Annotated in this window: 7 protein-coding genes and 1 pseudogene; all 8 read right to left on the bottom strand. The window is 75.2% G+C overall.

The window, feature by feature from the left end:
* A partial coding sequence (locus BI06_RS52945; protein WP_369826285.1) for a hypothetical protein occupies positions 1-186 on the bottom strand: 186 nt, incomplete at its 3' end.
* A gap of 4 nt (positions 187-190) precedes the next feature.
* Positions 191-349 carry a DUF6760 family protein gene (locus BI06_RS52610; RefSeq protein WP_167349762.1) on the bottom strand — a complete coding sequence of 53 codons (159 nt, stop codon included), beginning with the start codon at positions 347-349 and terminating at the stop codon, positions 191-193.
* On the bottom strand, positions 346-858 hold the full coding sequence (locus BI06_RS32535; RefSeq protein WP_043474356.1) for a hypothetical protein: 513 nt from the start codon (positions 856-858) through the stop codon (positions 346-348). The genes BI06_RS52610 and BI06_RS32535 overlap by 4 nt, the downstream gene beginning before the upstream one ends.
* A complete protein-coding gene (locus BI06_RS32530) occupies positions 855-1,295 on the bottom strand; it encodes a phage tail protein (protein WP_030394851.1) in 441 nt (146 codons plus the stop codon). The genes BI06_RS32535 and BI06_RS32530 overlap by 4 nt, the downstream gene beginning before the upstream one ends.
* A 62-nt stretch (positions 1,296-1,357) precedes the next feature.
* Positions 1,358-2,914 (bottom strand): phage tail sheath family protein, encoded by a 1,557-nt coding sequence (locus tag BI06_RS32525; RefSeq protein WP_043474354.1) that lies wholly within the window; start codon positions 2,912-2,914, stop codon positions 1,358-1,360.
* 301 nt (positions 2,915-3,215) lie between these two features.
* Entirely contained in the window at positions 3,216-5,330 is a 2,115-nt protein-coding gene (locus BI06_RS32520; protein ID WP_043474352.1) for an ATP-binding protein, read from the bottom strand.
* A complete protein-coding gene (locus BI06_RS32515; protein ID WP_030394854.1) occupies positions 5,327-6,031 on the bottom strand; it encodes a DUF4255 domain-containing protein in 705 nt (234 codons plus the stop codon). The genes BI06_RS32520 and BI06_RS32515 overlap by 4 nt, the downstream gene beginning before the upstream one ends.
* Positions 6,028-6,737 (bottom strand): annotated as a pseudogene (locus tag BI06_RS48670) (hypothetical protein); the annotation flags it as partial. The gene BI06_RS32515 and the pseudogene BI06_RS48670, both read right to left, overlap by 4 nt.

The raw sequence follows: 6,737 nt of genomic DNA, 5'->3' as shown, positions 1-6,737 counted from the left end.
GGCCGGCGCGGTGCGGCGCCAACCGCCGTCCCAGTCCGCGGGCACGCCCGGGCCACGGTCGGCGGCGGCCTCCCGGACCGCACCCGCCGCGTCCGGAACCGCGCCCGCGCCCGCGCCCGCTTCCGGACCCGCACCCGCGGCGTCCCGCACGGCGCCGCGTCGGCGCACCCTGTCCCGCCACGCCATTTTCTCAACCTCCTTCGTTCATACGGGAGTTGATCTGCGCGATCTCGGTGACCCACTGCCGGCGTTCGGCATGGGTCAGGTCGAGGATCTCGTCGCGTTGCCAGTGGAAGTGGTAGGCGATGTACGCGATCTCCTCCCTGAGCCGGGGGAGCGCGTACGTCACGATTCCCCCAGGCGCCCACCGGAGAGGTCGACCTCGAAGGCGCCCTCGCAGTGCGGGCAGGTGACCGCCGCCCGGGTGTGGCCCTCACTGTTGACGCGCCGGTAGAAGTCCTGGAGGAACGCGACGTCGGTCGCGTACATCCGCTCCACGACCCCGGCGTGCACGTCGGTGACGGTGCCGAGCCGGGTGATGACCTGGCTGAGCAGCACCACGCTCAGGTACGCCGGGTTCTCCTTGACCCGCAGGTCGATCTGGGGCCGCAGCTCGTCGCGCGCGGTGGCCAGGCGCATCGAGCCGTGCCGGTGCAGGGTGCCCGCCTCGTCCACGTACCCGCGCGGCAGTTCGAACTCGAACTCCGTGCGCAGTGCGTGCTCCTCGCGCCGCGCCGGAGCGCCGGCGAGGGGCGCCGTCGGCGGTGCCGGGGCGGAGGTCTGGGCCGTGGCCGGGGCGGGCTCCGTGGCCCGGAGGATCTCCTCCAGGCTGCCCGCCGTCACCGTACGTCGCCTCACTCTACGATGATCTCTTCGAACACGATGGTCACGGACTCGGTGGCCGCGGCGGACTCGCCGGCCTTGAGGGAGGGGCCCTCCCACTTGGAGGCCCAGCCGTTCATCAGCTGGATGCGCCGGATGGTCTCGCCCGTGGAGTCCTTGATCTCGATGGTGAGGTTCTGCCGCGCGGTGTCGACGGCCCCGTTGTTCAGGGTCTCCGTGATCCACTTGGTGAACTCGCTGCTCTTGTCGAGTCCCCGGGTGATCGTGACCTCGCCGGCCTGGCGGGCGCCGGGCTGCTTGCGGATGATCTGCTTGCCGTCCTTGCTGACCTGCCGGACCTCGACGACCTCCTCCTCGACGGTCAGGCCGCTGATCTCCTGGATCGACTCGACCAGGTAGCCACCGAGCTGGACGCCGAAGATATGGGTGGAAAGAGCATCGCCCTCTGCCATGACTGTCTGTCACCTTTCCTTGCTGATCGTCCCGGCGGTCCCGGGACCGCCGGAACTGCGGGTCACTCGTCGACGAGGCTGGTGCTGTCGGAGAACTGCGCCAGCCGGAACACCACGAACTCGGCCGGCTTGACCGGTGCCACGCCGATCTCGCAGATCACGCGGCCCTGGTCGATCGATTCCTGCGGGTTGTTGTCCCGGTCGCACTTGACGTAGAACGCCTCCGCGGCCGTCCGCCCGAACAGCGCGCCGCGCCGCCACTCCTCGGTGAGGAACGCGGTGGCGTTGCGCCGGATGCTCGACCAGAGCCGGTCGTCGTTCGGCTCGAAGACCACCCACTGGGTGCCCAGGAGGATGGACTCCTCCAGGTAGTTGAAGAGGCGGCGCACGTTCAGGTAGCGCCAGGCCGGGTCGGAGGAGAGGGTGCGGGCGCCCCAGATCCGGATGCCCCGGCCGGGGAAGGCCCGGACGCAGTTCACCCCGATCGGGTTGAGCAGGTCCTGCTCGCCCTTGCTCAGGCGCAGTTCCAGGTCGACCGCGCCGCGGATCACCTCGTTGGCGGGGGCTTTGTGCACCCCGCGCTCGGCGTCGCTGCGCGCCCACACGCCGGCGATGTGGCCGCTCGGCGGGACGGTGGCGTTGCGCCCGGCGGCCGGGTCGAAGACCCGGATCCACGGGTAGTAGAGGGTGGCGTAGCGGGAGTCGTAGCCCGCCTCGTCGTTGCGCCAGGTCCGCACCTGCTGCGGGGAGAGTCCGGGCGGGGCGTCCAGGACGGCGACCCGGTCGCCCATCTGCTCGCAGTGCGAGATCACGGCGAGCTGGACGGTGCGCACGCCCTCGGCGTCGATGTCCCCGCGCTGGTGGGAGCCCATCAGGTCGGGTACCGCGACCATGGTGATCTCGTCGATCGTCTCCAGGCCGCCGAGCCCGGTGCGGGCCGCCGCGTCGCCGACGTACTCGGCCGGGTCGAGCCGGGGCACCGCGCCCTGGCCGGCGGCCGGGGCGGGCACGGCGGCGGGGGCGTCGGGCAGGGCCGCGGTCCGGTTCGCGGGCCGGCCCTGGGCGGTGCCGCGCTGCTCGGTGACCTCGATCAGCGCCGAGCCGCGGGCCTGGGTGACGAGGTAGCCCTTGACGTTCCGGCGGGCCGACACTTCGAAGGTCTCGGCCACCGCCCCGTCGCGGTGGACCAGCAGCCTGAACCGGTCCTCGGGCGGGTTCTCGCCCTCCGCGTCGGCGATCTCCACCGAGACGCCGGTGATGCCCGGCCGGGCCGCGAACAGGAACCCGCCGAGCTCGACGGGTTCCGCCGCGCGCTGCTCGGGGGCCGAGGCGGCGGGCGCGGAGCTGTCCCGGTCGGAGCCGCCGACCCGGACGACGTACGCGGCGCCGCCGCCGTTGGCGAAGTACCCGTAGACCGCGTGGGGCAGGTAGGCGCCCTCGGCGAACCCGCCGAAGTGCTGGGAGTACTGGTCCCAGCTGGTGACGAGCGTGGGCTCGTGGAACGGGCCGGTCCGGGCGAACCCGACGAACGCGGCGACGGCGGTGCCCACCCCTTCGATCGGGCGGGCACCGGACTGCACCTCCTCCACGTAGACCCCCGGGGTGAGGTACGTCGGCATGCTCGCTCCTTCGTGTCACCGGTGTTCGGTGGACGGTCTTCGGTGGATCTCCGGCCTGGTTCGGCGGACGGCTGACGGCGGACGGAAGACGGCTGACGGCAGAACGCCGTCGACGGACCCGGTCGCGCGCCGTCGCGCCCCGTCCCCAGCCTTTCCGGCGGGCCGTCACGGGCGGGAGGGACCGGGGGACCTGCCCGGGGGCAAGGGCGCTGCCCTCCCCGGCCCTCCCGGGCCCACCGCGACGGCTCACCGTGACAGCCCGCTGCGACGGCCCACCGCGACGGCCCGCCGGCCGACCGGCTCAGACCCGCGTGACCTGGGCCACGTACGGTCCGAACTCGCCCTCCAGCACCAGCCGGCCGAGCTTGCGGTACTCCTGCGCGACCGCCGTCACCGCCTGGGCCATCGTCAGCGGTCCACCCGACTCGGCGGCGAGGTACGCGGCGGTCACCGCGCAGGCCCGGATGGAGCCGCCGGCCAGGTCGAACCGGTCCGCGCAGAAGCGCAGGTCGAGGTCGTCGCCCCGGGGCACCCGGTCGCCCAGGCAGCGGTCCCACAGGGCGAGGCGCTGGTCGGCGTCGGGCACCGGGAAGTCCGCGATCACGTCCAGGCGGCGGGTGAAGGCCTCGTCCAGGTTGGCGCGCAGGTTGGTGGTCAGGACGGCGATGCCGTCGAAGGACTCCATCCGCTGGAGCAGGTACGCCGACTCCATGTTGGCGTGACGGTCGTGGGCGTCCTTGACCTCCGAACGCTTGCCGAAGATCGCGTCCGCCTCGTCGAACAGCAGCACCGCGTTGACGGCGGAGGCCTCGGTGAAGATCCGCTCCAGGTTCTTCTCGGTCTCACCGACGTACTTGTCGACCACCGTGGAGAGGTCCACCACGTACAGGTCCATGCCCAGGTCGGCCGCCACCACCTCGGCCGACATCGTCTTGCCGGTACCGGACGAACCCGCGAACAGCGCGATCACCCCGCGCCCCCGCCCGCCGCCGGGGCGCATGCCCCACTGCCCGAGCACCTGTTCGCGGTGGCGGGCGCGCACCGCGAGCTCCCGCAGACTGCGGTGGGTGGGGGCAGGGAGCACCAGGTCGTCCCAGCCCACCGCGGGTTCGACCCGGCGGGCGAGGCGGGCGAGCCCCGCGCCGTTCTGGGCCCGGACGGCCGTGCGCAGGTCGTCGGGGGAGACCGGGCGGCCGTCGAGCGCGGCCGTGCGCACCGCGGTGCCGGCGGCCCTCCGCAGCTGCCCGGCGTCCAGGCGGTGCGCGGCGACGGACCGGGCGAGCGCCTCGGCCCCGTCCTCTCCGACGCATTCGTCGCCCCTCGCGCCGTGCTGCTCGCCGGCCCGCTCCAGCGCGTGCCGCCAGCGCGCGACCTGCCGGTCGGGGGCGGGGGCCGCCACCGTCAGGGTGACGGGGGTGTCGGCCGCCCAGGCCGGTTCCCAGCCGCCGGTCCCGTGGGTGAGGAAGGGGAGGCCGCGCAGGGCGTCGCACAGCGTGCGCAGGATCCCGGCCCGTTCGTCGGGCCGGTCGGGCAGCTCCTCCAGCGGCCCCAGCAGGACGCCCGCGCCCAGCAGCCGGGCCTCGCGTGCGACGGCCCGGGCGACGCCGGGCACGCCCCGGGGGTCACGGGACAGGGCCGCCGGGTCCAGGGCCAGCGGCGGCAGCCCGCCCGCCCGCAGCGCGGCGACGGCCAGTCCCTCGGGATCGCCGCCCCGGCTGCGCAGGTGGACGTGGCCGGTGCCGGTCCCGGTCGCGGCGGCGGCCCGGCGCAGCTCGGCCGGGTCGACGGCCGGATCACCGGCCGGACGGCCGAGCACACCGGTCAGCAGCGGGTCGGGCGCGTTGTCGCCCAGCAGGTGCGCGGTGACCCGGTCCGGGACGGCCAGCACCCGGGACAGGGGCGGCCGTTCGGGTTCGCCGACCTCCAGCAGACCGCCCGCGACCAGCGGCGCGGAGGGAGCCAGCCGGAACCGGGCCGCCGCCACTCCGCGCTGCCCGCACAGTTCGAGGGCGAGCCCGACGGTGGGCCGGCGGCGCGTCAGGTCGTCGTTGAGGTAGCCGTAGAGCCGCTCGAAGCGGCTGTCGAGGTCCGGGGCCAGAGCCACTAGCAGCAGGTCCAGGTCCAGGGGCGCCAGGGCGAAGCGGGCGGCGAGCACGGCCAGCGGCGAGCCGGGCGGCGGCGCGTCCGGACCGGGCAGGGCGGGCGGAGCGGGCCGGTCCCCCTCGTCCAGGACGTGGGCCACCGCCTCGGGGGTGAGGAACTGGCCGCGGTACGGATCGTCCGGGTCGGGATCGAGCGCGCGCCGGATCGCGACGGCCTCGCGCACCCGCTCCTCGACGACCCGCAGCCGCGTCCACAGGTACGGGGTCGGGGCCGGGGTCGGCGTCTCGGCGGCGGGTTCCAGGGTCCGGGTCACGGCTGCCGCTCCCCGCGTCGGCGGCGGGCGGGGGCCGCCCCCCGCTCCCGGGGGCCGCCGAAGCCCTCGGAACCGGCCTCGGCCACTTCCGTGTAGCGCAGGCGCCGTGCGGCCCCCGGCTCCTCCGCTGCGCTCCGGGCCGCGGCGCGGACCACGAGCCCCTCGGTGACCGGCGGGGCGACGGCGGTGGTGGCCCCGGCCAGCGGCGCCCGCACCCGCAGCCCCAGCGACGGCTTCAGCTCGCCGCCCAGCGCCGACCACACGTCGGAGGCGGCGGGCGCGTCGAGCCCGGTGCCGCCGCCGTCCAGGCCCACGATGAGGCCGAGTTCGGCCAGCGAGCCGGTGAGCATGCGCGGGGGCAGCGCGTCGGTGGACACCAGACACCTCAGCACCTGGGAGAGCAGCCGGTGTTCGTCCTGCGGCCGGCTCGCCCACGCGGTGACGAGGTACGTCAGCTCGAACCAGCGGGCCGGGGCGCGGCGCGCGGCGAGGAAGCCGTCCGCGTCGTACACCTCGCCCGCGCCGCTGGCGCGCCGGGAGTGGTCCTCGCGGACGTCGTACAGGAACACGCACACCGTCGGGGCGCTGCGGCGGGCCGCCCAGTCGCGGGTCGGCGCGTCGAACACCACGTCGACGCCCGACGCCTCCAGGCCGGACTCCGCGAGCAGTCGGCGCAGCCCCTCGTCGACCTCGTGGATCATCGGCGGATCATCTCGTTGGGCGGCTGGACCGTGCCGCTGACGACCAGGAAGTCGGTCCGTACCGGGGAGAAGCCGGGGCCGCTCGCGGTGATGACCCGGGGGCCGGTCGCGTCCTTGGCGAGGATCAGCAGCTGGCCGATGAACCGGCCGTCCGGTCCGGGGACGGTCGGCGCCGCCGCGGCCGTGATGCCCGGCTGCCAGGTGAACCGCACCGGCGCGCCGGGCGGGAAGTCCTCACCGCGTACCGAGGTGACGAAGCCGGGCTTGCCGATCGGCGGGACCGCGACGATGCGCGGCTGGAGGATCCGCAGCTGCTGACGGGCTTCGTTGTCCCCGGGGTCGGCGTCCGTGCCGGTGGTGGTCAGGGAGCCGGTCACCAGTCCGGTGACGGCCCGATCGGGGCTGAGGACGACCTGGACGACGGTCCGGGCGCCCGGGGCGAGGTCGGGCAGCGCGCACACCCAGGCACTGTCGCAGCCCGGCGGCGGTCCGTCGTGGGGCACGCCCCCGGGCAGGCCGACGCGGAGCCGCAGACCGGTGGCCAGCCCTTCGCGGCCGTTGCGGACGGTGTACGTGAGGACCACGCGACCACCCACGTAGCCGGGGTTCGGCTGCGCCGTGAGGCTCAGCCCGGGGCCGGCCGGCGGCGCGGGCGGCAGCGGCCGGGGCGTGCCGATCGGCGACGGGGCCGGCGGAGCGGGGGCGG

It is taken from the genome of Kitasatospora sp. MBT66, from assembly GCF_000710405.2.
GTDB lineage: Bacteria > Actinomycetota > Actinomycetes > Streptomycetales > Streptomycetaceae > Kitasatospora > Kitasatospora purpeofusca.
Note: the sequence above shows the minus strand (reverse complement) of the source record. Positions and strands in the feature narration are given on the sequence as shown.

Coding starts and splice junctions, on each gene's coding strand:
- BI06_RS32530 (WP_030394851.1), bottom strand. CDS start 1,295: ATGGCAGAGGGCGATGCTCTTTCCACCCATATCTTCGGCGTCCAGCTC.
- BI06_RS32525 (WP_043474354.1), bottom strand. CDS start 2,914: ATGCCGACGTACCTCACCCCGGGGGTCTACGTGGAGGAGGTGCAGTCC.
- BI06_RS32515 (WP_030394854.1), bottom strand. CDS start 6,031: ATGATCCACGAGGTCGACGAGGGGCTGCGCCGACTGCTCGCGGAGTCC.